General features: G+C 70.6%; 9 protein-coding genes and 3 pseudogenes. 6 read left to right on the top strand and 6 right to left on the bottom strand.

Translation table 11 applies throughout. The features are described 5' to 3' along the window. Nucleotides 1-239: 239 nt before the first annotated feature. The gene (locus tag CED_RS14800; RefSeq protein ID WP_035911547.1) at nt 240-1,811 is read right to left on the bottom strand and encodes a DHA2 family efflux MFS transporter permease subunit; all 1,572 of its coding nucleotides are present in this window, start codon (nt 1,809-1,811) and stop codon (nt 240-242) included. A 175-nt stretch (nt 1,812-1,986) separates the two neighbouring features. Here CED_RS14800 and CED_RS14795 point away from each other — a divergent pair, with 175 nt between their 5' ends. Further along, nucleotides 1,987-2,544: a MarR family winged helix-turn-helix transcriptional regulator gene (locus tag CED_RS14795; protein ID WP_035911545.1), complete on the top strand. Its 558-nt coding sequence runs from the start codon at nt 1,987-1,989 to the stop codon at nt 2,542-2,544. A 196-nt stretch (nt 2,545-2,740) separates the two neighbouring features. Here the strand turns inward: CED_RS14795 and CED_RS14790 are convergent, their stop codons facing one another. The 3 genes from CED_RS14790 to CED_RS14780 form a co-directional block, all read right to left on the bottom strand. Then, a complete protein-coding gene (locus tag CED_RS14790; RefSeq protein ID WP_011436447.1) occupies nt 2,741-3,973 on the bottom strand; it encodes a pyridoxal phosphate-dependent aminotransferase family protein in 1,233 nt (410 codons plus the stop codon). 168 nt (nt 3,974-4,141) lie between these two features. Further along, complete coding sequence (locus CED_RS14785) at nt 4,142-5,269, bottom strand: sulfotransferase (RefSeq protein ID WP_011436448.1); 1,128 nt, start codon at nt 5,267-5,269, stop codon at nt 4,142-4,144. An 812-nt stretch (nt 5,270-6,081) separates the two neighbouring features. After that, a complete protein-coding gene (locus tag CED_RS14780; RefSeq protein ID WP_011436449.1) occupies nt 6,082-6,702 on the bottom strand; it encodes an NAD(P)-dependent oxidoreductase in 621 nt (206 codons plus the stop codon). A gap of 108 nt (nt 6,703-6,810) precedes the next feature. On the opposite strand from CED_RS14780, the gene CED_RS14775 reads away from it, so the two are divergent. The 3 genes from CED_RS14775 (at nt 6,811) to CED_RS22770 (ending at nt 9,656) form a co-directional block, all read left to right on the top strand. Next, nucleotides 6,811-7,200: a helix-turn-helix domain-containing protein gene (locus CED_RS14775; RefSeq protein ID WP_011436450.1), complete on the top strand. Its 390-nt coding sequence runs from the start codon at nt 6,811-6,813 to the stop codon at nt 7,198-7,200. A gap of 510 nt (nt 7,201-7,710) precedes the next feature. Beyond that, nucleotides 7,711-8,790, top strand: coding sequence for a daunorubicin resistance protein DrrA family ABC transporter ATP-binding protein (locus tag CED_RS14765; RefSeq protein ID WP_011436451.1), 1,080 nt, complete (start codon nt 7,711-7,713; stop codon nt 8,788-8,790). Further along, nucleotides 8,787-9,656 carry an ABC transporter permease gene (locus tag CED_RS22770; RefSeq protein ID WP_011436452.1) on the top strand — a complete coding sequence of 290 codons (870 nt, stop codon included), beginning with the start codon at nt 8,787-8,789 and terminating at the stop codon, nt 9,654-9,656. Before CED_RS14765 ends, CED_RS22770 begins: the two co-directional genes overlap by 4 nt. A 1,839-nt stretch (nt 9,657-11,495) precedes the next feature. Here the strand turns inward: CED_RS22770 and CED_RS26260 are convergent. Then, a pseudogene (locus CED_RS26260) lies at nt 11,496-12,782 on the bottom strand (BTAD domain-containing putative transcriptional regulator); the annotation flags it as partial. Nucleotides 12,783-13,262: 480 nt separating this feature from the next. Between CED_RS26260 and CED_RS14750 the strand changes: the two are divergent. After that, on the top strand, nt 13,263-14,666 hold the full coding sequence (locus tag CED_RS14750) for a DUF2786 domain-containing protein (protein ID WP_011436454.1): 1,404 nt from the start codon (nt 13,263-13,265) through the stop codon (nt 14,664-14,666). Nucleotides 14,667-14,784: 118 nt separating this feature from the next. Here CED_RS14750 and CED_RS26255 read toward each other — a convergent pair. Beyond that, nucleotides 14,785-14,949: pseudogene (locus CED_RS26255) on the bottom strand (IS5/IS1182 family transposase); the annotation flags it as partial. A 236-nt stretch (nt 14,950-15,185) separates the two neighbouring features. Between CED_RS26255 and CED_RS14740 the strand changes: the two are divergent. Further along, a pseudogene (locus CED_RS14740) lies at nt 15,186-15,601 on the top strand (transposase); the annotation flags it as partial.

Here is a 15,601-nt window from a genome sequence, read left to right as displayed (position 1 = left end):
AGATCACCCTTGCCGCCCACGGTGACCATCGCACCGCCGTCACCGACAACAGCGCCGGCATGTTCGCCGCCGCCTCGGGCGACGCCCTCATCGCCAAGGACGGCGCCGCCATCGCCAGGACCACCTATCGAGAGTGGCTCGCGCGCTGACTCGGCCGGGGCGNGCACGACATCCGTCGTGTGGGACCCGGCCGGAATCCTTGTAGATTCACGTGGTCGACGACCGGCGTTTCCGGCGGGCTACTCCACCACCGCTACCGGTTCGCGCTGCGGGGCCGCCGGCTGGGCGTTCGCGGGGCCGTGCGCCACGGTGGCAGCGGGGCGGCCGGGGAGGAAGAGGCTGGCGACGAAGCCGACGGCGGTCAGGGCGACGACCCACCAGAACGTCACGCCGAACGCCTCGGCGACCTTGTCGGCGACAGGGCCGGGAAGCTTCACCCCCGCCGACTCGGCGAGCGCACCCTCGCCACCGACGCCCGGCAGCCGGCTGGCGATGGCGTGCTGCAGTTCGACGGCGACCAGCGCGGTGGCCAGCGACCCGCCGACCCGCTGCAGGATGTTCAGCGTCGTGGTCGCGCGCGGCACCGCCGCCTGCCCGAGCGTCGCATAGGCGGCGCCCATCGCGGGCATCATCGTCGCCCCGAAGCCCAGACCGCGCACGAACAGCGAGAACGCCAGCAGCACCTCATTGGTGTGCGCGTCGACCTGGGTGAACAGCAGCGTGCCGAGCAGGGCGAGGACCATGCCGAGCGGGACGACCGACCGGGCGCCGCGGCGGTCGGAGACCCGTCCCGCGATCGCCATGGAGATCATTGCGCCCAGTCCCTGTGGCGCCATGAGCAGGCCGGCGTCNCTGGCGCTCTGCCCGCGCGCGACCTGGTAGTAGAGCGGAAGCAGGAACATCGCACCGAACAGCATGGCGCCGATCACGAAGGTCGTGACGCTCGCGATGCTGAACACCCGGTCGCCGAACAGCCGCATGTCGAGCAGGGCGCCGTCGCGGCGCAGGGCGTGCACGACGAAGCCGGCCAGCAGCACTACGCCGACGGCGATGCTGACCTGCACCTTCGCAGCCCCGAAGCCGCCGCCGTTGCCCGCCTCGGACAGGCCGTAGACGAGCGCCGCCAGCCCCGGCGAGATCAGCGCCAGGCCGGGCAGGTCGAGCCGGTGGTGCGCCGAGCCGCGGTCATCGCGTGGCAGCACCCGCCAGGACAGGAACAGGGCGAGCACGCCGATCGGCACGTTCACGTAGAAGATCCAGCGCCAGCTGAGGTGGTCGACGATCAGTCCGCCGATGACCGGGCCGAGCACCGGCGCGATGAGCATCGGGACGCCGATGATGCTCATGACCCGGCCGATCCGCTGCGGGCCCGCGGCCTGGGCGAGCAGGGTCATGCAGATCGGCATGATCATGCCGCCGCCGAGGCCCTGCAGGACCCGGAAGGCGATCAGCGTCCCTGCCGACCAGGCGAGGCCGCACAGGGCACTGCCGGCGANGAACAGCGCCAGCGAGATGTTCCACATCCGCGTCGCGCCGAACCGCTCGACCGACCAGCCGGCCAGCGGGATCACGACGGCCAGCGCCAGCAGATAACCGGTGGTGACCCAGGAGATCGTGGACAGCGACGTGTGGAACTCGTTACCGAGCGCGTGGATGGCGACCGAGACGATCGTCGTGTCGAGGATCACCATGATCGCGCCGAGCATCACTGTGGCGGACAGTCGGATCAGCGCCGGGTCCAGCTTGGCGGCCGAGGCGGGCCCGGGCGCGGCGGTGGCGGGCGGCGAGGCCGCGTTGGGTTGGTCAGGCACGTTGATCTCCGTGGCAAAGGCGGCAGACGCCGGGGGCGGTCGGTCGCGTTCGGACCTGCGGCGACCGGACGGGACAAAGCTGGTCGCCGCCCAGCATCCGACGCTCGTTGAGTTGTGTCAAATATATCGTCGTGACAACGAGACGTTCGCGGCGGCTTGCCGATACGATCGACGCATGATCGAAGCCGCTCGGGAGGCCGCCGGGGAGGCGACTGCCCGAGATGCGACCGCCCGGGACGCGGGCACTCGCGAGGCGGGCACTCGCGAGGCGACAGCTCGCGAGGCGTGGCGCGCCATGCTGGCGCTGACCTTCAGCGGCGAGGCGCCCAGCCGGATGCACACCGTCTGCCAGGCGTTTGATCTCACGCCGGCCGCTTTGAAGATCCTTCTGGTGCTGTCGGGGGGCCCGCGCCCGATGCGCGAGCTCGTCGAGATGTTCCGCCACGACCCGAGCTACCTGACCAGCGTCGTCGNCCTGCTCGAGCGCCGCGGCGTCGCCCGGCGCGAGCCGCACCCGACCGACCGGCGGGCCAAGACGGTCGCGATGACCGAGGAGGGCCGACGCGTTCTGGCCCAGGCCCAGGAGATGCTGTCCGTTCCCCCGGCGTCGCTGCAGGTGCTCTCGCCGGATGAGCAGCAGCAGCTGCTGCGCCTGCTCATCCGCGTCGTCGACGCGGAGCCCACTATTCCCACGGCGCTGCGCCCGCGTCCCGTCACGTCCCCATCTGACTGATCGGTTACGCTTCTGCTCCTACTGACCGAGTGACCCCGTCTTCGCTGTCCACAAAAGCGGGATCGTTCCACTGGCGGCGGCGGTCGCCTCGTCGGCAGCGGCCTGGGTGACCGGGCTGGTGAGATGGCTGGGCATGATCTGAGAGATCATCGTGCCGCCGCCGTGGCCGGCCCGCGGACGACCGAGCAGCGCTGGTTCAGAACTCGTACTTCTGCTTGAGCTCGGCGAGCGTGTCGAGGAAGCCGTCCAGGTGTTCGTCGGACAGCCGGTTGTTCACCATCAGCCGGATCACGGTCTGGTTCTTGTTCACCGCCGGGTAGCCGAACATCGGTACCAGATACCCGCGATCGAGGAAGTCCTGCCGGACGCGTACGGCGGTGTGGTTCGAGCCCACCGAGATCGATGTGACGTAGGTCGGCGTGGCGTTGATGGTGCAGCCGATCCCGAGCAGTCGCTCCCGCAGCCGGTCGACTCGGTCGAGGTAGCGTTCCATCACGGACGGGTCTTGTCTCATCCGGCGCAGCACATGGACGATGGCGCCGGCGGTCGGCGGCTGAATGTTGGTGGTGAACACCGACGTGCCCGACAGGAAGCGGAACGCATCAAGAGCGTCGGCCGGTCCCGCGAGGGCGCCACCGCCCAAGCCGATGGACTTGCCGAACGACACCATCAGGAAAGTCGCCCGGCGCAGCTCCTCGTATTCAGCGGCGAACCGGTGGCCGCCGTTGCCGTAGACCATGAAGCCGTTCGCGTCGTCGACGAAGCTGACCGCGCCGAACTCGTCGCACAGGTCGAGGATCTCGCCGACCGGAGCCATCGAGCCGTCGGAGTACACGGTCAAGAATCCGACAACGACCCGCCGGCCGCGGAGGTTTTCCAGCACCTGCCTGAGATCGGCAATGTCATTGTGGCGGAAGTTGATCAGGTTACGTCCGAACTTGAATCGTTCAACGGCCTTCCACATGCTCCAGTGGCTGTCCCGGTCGAGCACGAACACCGTGTCGGCGTTGTCCACGCCGGGCTGGTCGTTGAACGAGAACCTGGCGCTCATCGCGTGCACGAACCCGACGTTGGCCAGCAGCCCGGTGGCGTAGGTGAGCGCCTTCTGCCGGCCGGTGATCTCGGCGACCAGCGCCTCCAGTTCCAGGTGTGGCCGGGCGACGCCCTGAACCACTCGGGAGCCGCCGACGACCAGGCCATAGTTCATCGCCGTCTCGACGAAGACGTTGCGCACGTCCGGGTCGTGTTGCCATCCGAGGATGCCGATGCCGGCGAAGTTGACCACTTTTCTGCCGTTGATGCTTATGACCGCGTCGTTGCGGTCGTCAAGCTCGGGAGTCGCGATCAGTTCACCGCTTCGCCTCGCGCTTTCGACCCATTCGGAGAAACCCCAGCGGGCCAGCGCCGGCTCCGCGGACAAGGCAGTCATGATCGTCCCTCATTTCGGCGAGTTAGGCCCAGGAGTGTTGGCGTCTTCTCGTTGCTCGGTGGTGGAAGGGCAAATGCGAGACCGCTGGACGGCGCAAACAGAGCAGGCCGAGACCAGGTCAGCCCACGACGGGGCCACCGAGTTCGGAGCCACCGAGTTCCGGTCGGTTCAGAGCAGGGTGCCGAGTCGGGAGTCGACTTCCTCGGCGCTGATGCCGAATTGGGCCAGGTCGTAGCGGTGCGAACGGAGGCGTGCGTCTTCGGCCAGCACGGCCGACATGGCCGGGCGGACCTCGTTGGCCAGGTCCCATCCGAGGTGGCGGTAGATGTCGGCGACGACCGCCAGCGGGTCGGCGGTGAACTCGTCGAATTCGACGTCGTAGAATCTGGCCTGGTCGTGTTTGGCCCGCTCCGTGGCGAATCGCGCAAGAGTGCGAGTGGCGAGTGCGAGCAGGGTAGGGCCGATCACCTCGCCCTGGAAAACTGAGGACATGCCCGCGGCAAGCTTGCTCGCCATGCTGCACGCCGATCCCAGTACCGTACTAGCGGGTCTGCGGTGGGTCTGGATCACCATTGCGTCGGGGTAGGTCGCCAGCAGGGCATCCAGACAGGGCATGTGACTGGAGGACTTGAGTACCCAGCGTCGCCCGGGGTCATGCAGCCCGATCAGTTGGAGGTTGCGGCGATGCCGCCGGTACGCTTCGGTCGAGTCCCGGCCTGCCAGCCACGCGGAGTACGTCGGCACGTACCCGGTGAACTCGAAATACGGCGAGACCATCGACTGGCGGGTCAACAGCCAGCACTCCTCGACCTCGCCGGCTTTGCGATTGTGGATGCCCAGGTAGCCGGGATGTTGCTCGACAAACTTGTCGACGCCCCCCTGGACCATCTGGAAGATCGGGTTGGTAGGCCAGGTCGAGCGTGCGGGCCGGGGCTGGGGAGCGTAGCCCAGCCACAGTTCGAGCCCTTGGTTGGCCGAGTCGGCGGTGAGTAGCCGGTGCAGGGTGGTGGTGCCGGTCCGCGGCATACCGACGATGAACACCGGCCTCTCGATCGGGACCTGGGCGTGCTCGGGATGTCTCTGCCACCCGGCCTCACTGAACAGGCGGGCCATCAGGATGCCGCACAACTCGTCCTGGACCAGCTGGACGCCGTGCGGCGTCAGGCTCGCCTCTTCCTGATAGGAGGCCAGGAGCACCTCGAGCCCTTCCAGATAGTCCGCCGGGCCGAAGTCGGTGAGTCCGGTGAGATCGGATGCCGTGGTGTGTAGCTCCTCGATTGTTTGGATCTTGTCCACTGAGTACGCTCCTCTGGTCCGTCAGCAGACGGCTTCAACAAATTCTCGAGATACAACGACNGGTTCCTCCCTGAGGGGCAGCAGGTGGAACCGGCCTTTTCGCGGAGCGTACGGAGGGTGTATAGGGGTCTCCGCGGCTGGCCAGCCGGAAAACATCCAGTTTCCCAGGCCGGCTCTGGACGCCGTGCCCGATGCCGCTCCTGATTTATCCGCGCCGGCGGGTCCCGGTGCAAGATATGGCCGTCGATCCGGNTGACAATGCGAACGTCATGACCGCGTCCCTTCCGCAACTGTCGCGAACGTCCTGGTAGGCCATCGGCGGCACCCGTTCGCCGGGTGCGGCAGTCTGGGCAGCTGAACATGCCGGCGAAATACTGGTCTCCACTGACTTCGAGCCAATCATAGCCGATACGAGTGGGTGATCGACGTTCTGCGCCCGGGGCCAGCCATCGACAATTGAGATCGGCTGATACGAACATCAGAGCCAGCACGGCCGTGGGTTGATACCCCGCTGCTTCGGGCCCATACTTCCTGCCTCGCGGCAACCGAGGTCGCCACGGTCGCATCACGCCACCCATCCCCCGCCGTTGACAACCTGATGGCCGCGCCTGAAGTGACAACGGCGGGCCCGGCCAGGCGCGTGGATGTCCGGGCATAGAACGGCGGGTAAAATTTTATCGCGAACGGGTTACGGCTATAGGTCAGCGCGGACTTGCTGGCCGCGTAAACGCTGCCACCCGGCTCGGGGATCCGGTCGGCGGCGTTACTGCCGATGGTGATGATCCGACCGCCCGCTGGTCATGGATCGGCACCTACTGGACGCTGACGGTGGCGCGGTGGTGGCGCGGTTCCTCGATCTCGTCGAGCAGCGCGATCGCGAAGTCCGCGTACCCGATCCGGCTGGCCGGGTCGCCGTGCTCGGCGACCCGGTACCGGCCGGTGCGCGCCCCGTCGTGGTCGAAGTCCCCAGCGGGAGCGACGTACACCCAGTCGAGTTCGCAGGCGCGCAGCACGTCGAGGCCCGCCGCGTGGCCGAGGAAGAAGGAACGGTACTCGTTCGGGTAGCCGGGCTCGTCCATCAACGCGGCGCCAGATGCCCCCGGCAGGATCGAGGAGAGGCCGACGACCACCAGGCGGCGCACGCCCGCCCTGGCCAGCCCGGTGGCCAAGGCGCGGGACGACGCGGTGAAGAAGTCGTGCGCCGGCGTGGACAGGTCGACCGCGGCGCTGATCGCCGCGTCCTGTCCGGCCGCCGCACGCTCGACACTTACCGCATCAGTGACATCACCCGCAACCACCCGGGCGTCGGACGGCAGGTCGCCATGACGTGCGGGGTCGCGCATCACGGCGGTGACCCGGTGGCCGCGGCGACCTGCTTCGGCGAGAACCTGCCGCCCCGCACGCCCGCCCGCGCCGAACACCACAATGTTCACGGCAACCCCTCTCCCCGTATGCCGGTGCCCTTGCGCCTGCCGGTGCGCGGACGCTATCGGGGATGGCGGTTACCGCGGGGATACCGGCTGGCTGGCTATCGTGAAGCGGTGAGGAAGCCCCTGCCCGCCGACATGTTCGACGAGCTGTGCCCGTCCTCGCTCAACCCGATCCGCTTCGGCGACAAGTGGGCAGCGCTCATCATCCGCTGCCTTGAGGACGGGCCGCGCCGGTTCTCCGAGCTGCGCGTGCCGCTGAGCCGGGTCACTCCCAAGGTGCTCACCCAGTCGCTGCGTTCCCTTGAACGGGACGGCCTGATCACCCGCACCGTCCTGGATGCCAGGGCCACCGCCCATGTCGAGTACGAGCTGACCGCGCTGGGCCGCAGCATGCTGGAGCCGATGGCGGTCGCCTGCGCCTGGGTCGCCGAGCACTGGGACCAGCTCCTCGACGCCCGCGAGGCGTATGACCGCGCCCTCCGCCTCGACCGCGCCGGATGAGGCGGCGTGGCTATCGCCGACGCGCCGCACAGTTCTGGACACATACCGAAACGTGCGGAGCGACGCCGATCCAGCCGAGCGAGACCCACAGCGTGACCGCTACCTCGGCCGTTTCCAGTTCGACACCGGGACCCTCGCCATCTTCGACCAGCGCCCCGACGTCCCCCGCCATCGGCGAACGCACCGGCGTCACCACGACCGCCGGTCCCGCCGGCCGCGCGATCACTCTGCTTCGCGGGTGACGTGCCTGCCCGCATCGTGCATACGGGCGGGCACGGGGCGGACCGGGCAGGCCGTCGGTACCGGAGGCGGCTCCGGCCGGTGGCGGCGCCTGTGTCCCGCCCGCGCGGCCGGTCGAAGGCCGGTGAAACCGGCGTGCAGGGGCGGTGATACCGCCGTTGTCTAGCGTTCTGGCCAGCTCATCCGACGCCTCCCTCGACCCGACGCCCCCGTTGTCGATCCCCCGTTGTCGATCCCCCGTTGTCGCGACACCCCACGGAAGGAAGACGGATGACAGCCATGCCCGCGGTCCAGGCCGGTGGTCTGGTCAAGAGATTCGGCGATTTTCACGCCGTCGACCACATCGATCTCGAGGTGCACCACGGCGAGATCTTCGGCGTGCTCGGGCCCAACGGCGCCGGCAAGACGACGATGCTGAAGATGCTGGCCACGCTGTTGGCGATCGACGACGGCCGGGCCGAGATCTTCGGCGTCGACGTCGCCGCCCAGCCGCACCGGGTCCGTCAGCTCATCGGCGTGACCGGCCAGTACGCCTCCGTGGACGAGGACCTCACCGCCACCGAGAACCTGTGGCTGTTCGGCCGGCTCCAGGGCCTGCGCTCGGCTGACGCGCGCGCCACCGCGCGCCGGCTGCTGGAGCAGTTCGGTCTCGAGGAGGCCGCCGAACGACAGATCTCGGCGTTCTCCGGCGGGATGCGCCGCCGCCTCGATCTTGCCGCGTCCCTCATCACCCGGCCACCGTTGATCTTCCTGGACGAGCCGACGACCGGCCTCGACCCGCGTACCCGCGGCCAGATGTGGGACACCATCCGCGAGCTCGTCAACGACGGCTGCACCGTCCTGCTCACCACGCAGTACCTGGACGAGGCCGACCAGCTCGCCGACCGGGTCTGCGTGATCGACCACGGGCGCAAGGTCGCCGAGGGCACGCCGGACGAGCTCAAGACCCAGGTCGGCGACTCGACGCTGCAGCTTCAGCTCGCCCCCGGCGCTGACCAGGAGCGCGCCCGCGAGGTGGTGCTGCGGGTGCTCGGCGAGGAGCCGGTCACCACGCCCGAGTCCGGCCGGCTCAACGTCCCGCTCGACGTCGCCGACCGGGCCGCCGACGTGCTGATCGCGCTGCGCGGGGCCGCCGTCGCGATCGCCTCGGTCAGTGTCGCCAAACCGACCCTCGACGAGGTCTTCTTCGCCCTCACCGGCCACGGCGCCGGTCCCGGCCACGGCGGCCCGGGCGACGCCGGCGACCCGGGCGACGCCGGCGACCCGCAGACCGCCGGCGGCCCGACCGGAGCGGTACCCGACCAGGACGCGACCGGCCCCGACGACCACGCCACGGAGGTAACTCGATGAACACCGTTCTCGCCGGGCCGTCGGCCGGGCCGGCCGCAGGCGCGCCGCGGCCGGCCTCGGCCGTCGACCCGGCAGCCGCCGTTGCCCGTACCCGGGCCCGCGCCGGGGTGGGGGACACCCTTACCCAGAGCTTCGCGATGGCCTGGCGAGCGCTGAAGAAGATGCGCCGCAACCCGGAACAGTTCTTCGACGTGGCGCTCCAGCCGCTGCTGTTCACCGCGATGTTCGCCTACGTGTTCGGCGGCGCGATCTCCGGCGACGTCCACAGCTACCTGCCGCTGCTCATCCCCGGCATCGTCGCCCAGACCGTGCTCACCACCTGCATGGCCACCGGTACGCAGCTGCGGGAGGACATGGACAAGGGGGTCTTCGACCGGTTCCGGTCCCTGCCGATGTCCCGGATCGCGCCGCTGGCCGGGCCGATGATCGCCGACCTGGTCCGCTACCTGATCGCGGCGAGCCTGACCTACCTGATGGGCCTGATCCTCGGCTACCGGCCCGGCGGCGGCGTGCCCGGCGTGCTCGGCGCGATCGTGCTCGCGGTCCTGACCGGCTGGGCGATCGCGTGGGCGTTCACCTGGATCGGCACGGTCGCCCGCAGCGCCCGCAGCGTGCAGGGAATCTCGATGATGATCCTGTTTCCGCTGACCTTCCTGTCCAACGCGTTCGTGCCGGCGAAGACGCTGCCGGGCTGGCTGGAGACCTTCACCAGGGTCAATCCGGTGTCACACCTGGTCTCCGCCACGCGGGACCTGGCCAACAACGGCGTGCTCACCGGGCAGGTCGGCTGGACGCTGCTCACCGGTCTCGCCGTGATCGTGATCTTCCTGCCGATGTCGGTCGTCAGCTACAAGCGGCACCTGTAGCCCGTGCCCCGGCGATGCCCCGTCGCGGCCCGGTGGTAGATCGGCCAGCCGCTCGGCCAGCCGTTCGACGAGGATGCACGCCTCGTCGAACAGCTGTGCCGGGCGCCGGGCCTCGGCGTCCGACCGGGCTGCCGGGAGTGCGCCGGGTGCCCGGCGCTCGGCGAGCGCCTCGACCCGGGCCCACCCCAGCGACGGGATCGTCGCGATGTAGGAGAAACGCTTCGCCAGCGCGAGCAGCTGGACCGCCTCCCGCACTGTCATCCCGGCCGGCATCCCGGCCGGCCGGCCGTCGCGAAGGCCCCAGACGCCGAACGCGAACAGCAGCGTCCCGCACGCCGGATAGTCGATCGTGGCCCGGCTGCGTCGCAACGCGTCGGCACACCGGACGAGANTGGCGCGAAACAGGTCGTGGCCGGTGGCGAGGTCGTCGGCGCTGGCCGCGTGCCAGGCGAAGGCGGCGAGCGCCACCGCGTCGCCGGCCAGCACCCAGGGCTCGACGCCGGTCGTTGCGACGCCGGGCCATCGCAACGCCCGCATCCCCGCTGCCGCGTCCAGATGCTGGCGCAGGCCCACAGCCGTGTCGCCGCGCACGATCGCGAGCTCGGCCCGGCCGATCGCCGCCATCATCGGGCCGCCGTACACGGCCCCGTCCGACGGGTCGATCTGGGCGAGATACTCCTCGGCCGCGTCGAGCCGGCCGCCGTTGACGGCGTCGAACGCCAGCAGCACCCGCAGCTGTGCGACGTCGTCGCGGGCACCGAGCCGTTCCAGGNCCGGCAGGGCCGCCTGGGCGTGGGAACGGGCGACGGCGAAATCTCCGCGCCGCATCGTCAGCTCGGCCAGCCGGGTGTGCACCATGGCCGTCAGCCACGGCCCTTCCCGCGGTGTGGCCAGGGCCAGCGTCTGCTCGGCGGCTGCCGCCGAGGCCAGTGCCTCACCGGCGTTCTCGTGCAGATGGGCCAGCCACACCAGACAGACCAGGCGCAGGTGCCGGTCGGCGCCGTCCGCCAGCCGCACGAGCTGTGTCTCGGTGTCCGTGGGCTGTGCCGGGTCGAGGGCGAGCAGCACCCGCGCCGTGTTGGCCAGCCACGGGTCGCCCGCAGCCTCGGGGCCGAGCCGCTCCAGCAGCTCGCGGATCGGCGCCGGGAGAAGCCCGTCCCCCACGAAGATCGCGACCGTCGCCATCGCGGTCCCGGCAGCCACGGCCGCCTGAGCCGCGGCGGGCTGCGGTGTCCAGCCGGACAGCATCGCGGTGACCGCGTCGATCAGCACCGACATCCGGAGGTGCTCGCCGCGGATCGCCCAGAACATACCGAGCACCGCCAGCAGCCGCACGACCGTCTCGGTGTCGCCGTCGGCCACCGCGTCACGCAACTCGTCGGCGAGGTTCGTCTCCTCGGCCGCGATCGCGTCGATCGCCGCGAACTGCCGCTCCGTGACCAGACCCACGCCGTGCCGGGTGGCGTAGCCGACCGCCCAGTCCCGCTGGGCCCGTCGCGCCGCGACCTGCTCGCCGGATTCGGCCAGCCGCAGCCGGCCGAACTCCCGGACCGTCTCCAACATCCGATAACGCACTCCGCCGGCCGGCTCGCGCACGCTCAGCAACGACTGTTCGACGAGGTTCTGCACCGCGTCGACCGCGTTGACGGGATCGGAACCCGCTGCCTCGTCGGCGGGGCCGGGGGCGGCGAGGATCTCCTCCGCCGCCTCCAGGGTAAAACCGTCCGGGAACAGCGCCAGCCGGCGCAGCGAGCGCCGTTCCGGCTCCGCCAGCAGGTTCCACGACCAGTCGATCACGGCGAGCAGCGTGCGGTGGCGGTCCGGGGCGGCGCGGTCTCCGCCGCGCAGCAAGGCGAACCGGTCCGCCAGCCGCCGGTCGACGTCCTCCACCGACATCGCCCGGACCCGAGCCGCCGCCAGCTCGATCGCCAGCGGAAGCCCGTCGAGCCGGTCGACGATCCGGCCGACCACCTCACGGTCGAGCCGGACGGTGGGGCGGGCCGCGGTGGCACGCTGGCTGAACAGCTCGACCGCGTCGGCGCGGACCAGCTCGCCGAGCAGGTAGACCCGCTCGGCACCGATCGCGAGCGGCGCCCGGCTCGTCGTGAGCACCCGCAGGTCGGCGGTGGCCGTGACGAGGAAGGCGACCAGCTCGGCGACCTCGGCGACAAGATGCTCGCAGTTGTCCAACAGCAGCAGGCCCGGCCCCCGCGCCAGTCGCGCGGCGATCCGCGCGCGCAGGTCGGCGCGCTGCGCGGGGGTCAGCACCCGGCGGTCGCCGATCGAGTCGCGGACGCCGAGCGCGGAGCCGACCTCGCCGATCAGGTCCTCGGGCGCCGCCACCCCGACCAGGTGGACGACGTGCACCACCGGCAGCGTGCTGTCCCGGGCGAGCAGATGGGCCAGGCGGGTCTTCCCGAGGCCACCCGGCCCGACGATCGACACCACCCGCGACCGGTCCAGTAACGCCCGCAGCCGCTCGACGTCGTGCTGGCGGCCCAGCAGGGGAGTGGCGTCGTATCGGATCCCGCCCCGGACGGGCCGGTCGAGGGCGAGCAGATCGCGCTGGACCCGGGTGAGTGTCTCCCCGGGGCTGGTCCCCAGCCGTTCCCGCAGGTCCCGGCGGTAGCGCTCGAATCGTCCCAACGCCGCCGCGGGCCCGCGCACCGCGGCCTCGCTGCGTAGCAGGTCGACCAGCAGGTCCTCGTCGTCGGGCTGCTGCGCGTGCGCCGCCTCCAGGAGCCCGAGCGCCTTGGCATGCTCACCTGTACGGCTCGTGGCCCGGGCCAACAGCAGTCGGGCCGCCGCCAGGTCGCGGCCGGCCGCCCGGCGCACGCCGGCGAGCGGCCCGGAGCCGTTCACCGGCACCGGCGGCAGCGCCGCGCCGAGGTCCAGCGCAGCGCGGGCCCGCTCGACGGCGGCCCGCGGATCGACAGCGACGAGCTCGGCGGCCTCGGCCACCAGCCGGCCCAGCAGACAGCTGTCGACCTGCGTCGGCAGGAGACCGAGCCGGTAGCCGTCACCGTCGCGCACCACCGCACCGGCACCGCACGCCGCCCTGGTCCGCGAGACGACCACCTGAAGGCCCTTGGCCGGGTTGGCCAACGACCCCTCGCCCCAGATCATCTCGGCCAGCCGCTGCGCCCGCACCGGCCGGCCGGGCTCGGATGCCAGCGCCGCCAGCAACGCCCGGGGGCGGTCGCCCATCACCGGGGTGCCCTCCCAGCGCACCCCGTCCAGGAGCATGAGGCTCACGACCACTCTGATCAGTCTAGAACGGCAGCCAGGAACGATCCGTACGTCCCCAGGAGCGTTGCCAGGGCCGGTTCCGCGGTCGAGCGACATGGTCCGGGCGACGGCATGGTCCGGGCGACGGCATGGTCCGGGCGACGGCATGGTCCGGGCGACGGCATGGTCCGGGGCTGGTTCGTTCGGGCCGCCCGCCGAGCACATCGCCATGACGAACCTCAACGAGGTGAATAAGTGGATCATTCTGCCGTATGGCCGCGGAGTTGATCACCGAACCTGGGGTCGGTCCTTCTCGCTCCGGTCGACATGCGATCCTTGGGGACGAGAGATCAGGACTCCCGCTGAGCGAGGTGATGGGTGGGCAGCCGGAACCGGGAACGACGCAAGGCAAAACAGAAGGCCCGCGCGAACCGTGTCCGCGCCCAGGCGCCGGAGTCCGGGGCAGGGGCCTTCTACCAGGAGGAGCGCGGCCAGCGGGAGATGTTTCGCCGGATCGCCGATCAGCTGGTCGCGGCGGCGCTGAACGCCCAGCTCGCCCGGGATGAGGCGGCACTGGCCGAGTACGTGGAGTTGCTCGTCGCCGCGCCGGGCGGGCCGGCCGGACGCCGAGTTGTCAATCGGTCCCTGGCCGGGTGGTTCGACCGCACCGTCGAGGCCGCCTGGCAGCGCGGCTGGCAGCCGGCTGACGTGCACCGGATCGTGAACCGTCAGGCAGGCCAGCGCCAGGCGCGACTCGCCGTCGACGCCATCGCCGGCCAGATGCGGCAATACGCGGCCGCCACCGTCGACGAGCGGTGGAAGAACCAGCTGTATGATCTTAACGCCGTTCTGTGGTGGGAGGATGACGGCACCTGGCTGGACGCCTGGGGTGACCGGGAGGGCCGGGACCGGGCGGAGGCGCTTGCCGACACCCTTGGTCTGCTCACCCTTCTGCACACCCTTCCCGCGATCGAATCCCTGTGCCCCCCGCCAGGCACCACACGACGCGACCCACCAGGTCGCCCCGCGGGACGCGGCCACGGCCAGGCGGACCCGGGCCACCGGGCCGGGGCCGGCCGGAGCGCCGACCCACGCATCCTCGACAAGGTCCGGGCGCTGCTGGCGAAGGCCGAATCAACCGGGTTCGCGGACGAGGCTGAGGCGCTGACCGCCAAGGCACAGCAGCTCATGGCCCGGCACAGCATCGACGAGGCGCTGCTCGCGGCGCGGGAGGGAACCCGCGACGAGCCGGCCGGCCGCCGGGTCGGCGTCGACAGCCCTTACGAGGCGGCCAAGGCCAGCCTGCTCGACGTGGTCGCCGGTGCAAACCGATGCCGTTCGGTGTGGACAAAGAACCTCGGGTTCGCCACGGTGATCGGTTTCCAGCCTGACCTCGACGCCGTCGAACTGCTGTACACCTCGCTCCTGGTCCAGGCGACCGCGGCGATGATGCAGGCCGGGTCCCGCCACGGGCGGTCCCGCACCCGGTCGTTCCGCCAGTCGTTCCTCGCCTCGTTCGCGGTCCGGATCGGCCAACGCCTGACGGCCGCTACCGAGCAGGCCAGTGAACAGGCCGCGGTCGAGGCGGGCGAGAGCCGGCTGCTGCCTGTGCTCGCCGCCCGTGGCGACGCCGTGAAGGAGGCAGCCGAGACGATGTTCCCGCAGGTCGTCGCCCGGGCGGTGAACGCGACCGACGGCGAGGGGTGGGCGTCCGGCCGGGCCGCCGCTGACCTCGCCTCCCTGCACACCTACGGCGAGGTGACCACCGCCCGGTCCCGATAGCCATGGCGCCGGAGCCGGCCCTCGCCTCACCGGTCACGCGATCATCCTGTTCGGGGCGGGACAGGCCCGCGTGCGGGCGCACCTCGCGCATCCGCTGGGAGTGAAGGGCTTCGCCGTCTCATGTGGGGGGTGGGAGTTTCTTCCGGCAGGTGATCGTGGCGGCCAGAGTGAGGAACCCGAGGAAGTTCCGGCCATCGCGTTCGTAGCGGATGGTCAACCGGCGGTAGCCATCCAGCCAGGAGATCGTTCTCTCGCCTTTCCACCGATGCCGGCCGAGACGTTCGGTGCTGTCCACCGTCGTGTTCACACTGCCCGCCGGAGACGCACCCACCTGGCTGGACGCGCGTCAGGGCTGTTCGCCGCGCGCTGGATCATCGACATACCCGGGGGGAGCTCACTCGTCGAGTTCGTAATCGAACCAAATGTGGTGGGTGTCGTCGGAGTCGATCTCCATGCCGCCGGTGCCGCGGATGCCGGTAAGAGCGTGTCTCGCGTGGCCGCTCCGGGTACATATCGATCATGGATGTGTTGGGGAGCAGCCTCGCCGGGCGGCTGGTCCCGGACGAGTTGTGGGAGCTGGTGGAACCGCTGCTGCCCCGGTTCGAGGCCCGCTGGCAGGGCGGTGGGACTGCCCCGATCGAGGATCGGGCGGTGTTTACCGCGGTGGTCTACGTGCTGACCTCGGGGTGTGCTTGGCGGCATCTGCCGTCCGAGTTCGGGGTGTCGGTACCCACGGCGCACCGTCGGTTCCAGGCGTGGACCCGGGCGGGTGTCTGGCCTCGACCGCACCGCAAGATCTTGGATCTGCACGGTGTGGCCGGACGGGTCGACTGGTCATCGGCGATCGTGGACGCGGCCAGCCTGCGAGCGAAAAAGGGGGAAGCCTGACCGGTCCGAACCCGGTCGACCGCGGCAAACCGGGCTCGAAGATCCAT

The organism is Frankia sp. CeD (genome assembly GCF_000732115.1).
In the GTDB taxonomy this organism is placed as follows: domain Bacteria; phylum Actinomycetota; class Actinomycetes; order Frankiales; family Frankiaceae; genus Frankia; species Frankia casuarinae.
This window is presented reverse-complemented; position numbering and strand designations above follow the sequence as displayed.